Source organism: Streptomyces albus subsp. albus, assembly GCF_000719865.1.
In the GTDB taxonomy this organism is placed as follows: domain Bacteria; phylum Actinomycetota; class Actinomycetes; order Streptomycetales; family Streptomycetaceae; genus Streptomyces; species Streptomyces albus_E.
The window spans coordinates 1-360 of sequence record NZ_JOID01000117.1; the positions used below are offsets into that span (position 1 = coordinate 1).

The following is a 360-nucleotide window of genomic DNA, read 5'->3' on the forward strand; positions in this document are numbered from 1 at the left end:
TTTGGCGTTGTCGGAGACGGATTTCGAGTCGGTGTCGCATGAGCGGATGCGGGCGATGATCGAGGGTGCCGATCCGGAGACGACCGGCAAGCTGGGCGGGAAGTTGAAGAAGGCTGCGGTGGCGATCGAGGAGATCGGTACCGAGTTGAAGACGCGGTCGACGGTCGTGGCGTGGGAGGGCGAGGGTGGTGAGGCGTTCCGGGAGGCGGCGACGGTTCTGGCGGAGGTGAAGGCGGCGATGCCGCCGCCCTCCAGTGCCTCCCATGCGGAAGCGGCCCGCTTGATGACGAAGCTGGCGGGCTCCTACCGCTGGTCGTCCATGAACATGACCGCAGCAGAACGCCCGAAGTTCCCACCTCC

At 66.4% G+C, this 360-nt stretch carries 1 pseudogene; it reads left to right on the forward strand.

Annotation, left to right across the window (positions count from 1 at the left end):
• Positions 1 to 360, forward strand: a pseudogene (locus IF83_RS0129620) (hypothetical protein); the annotation flags it as partial.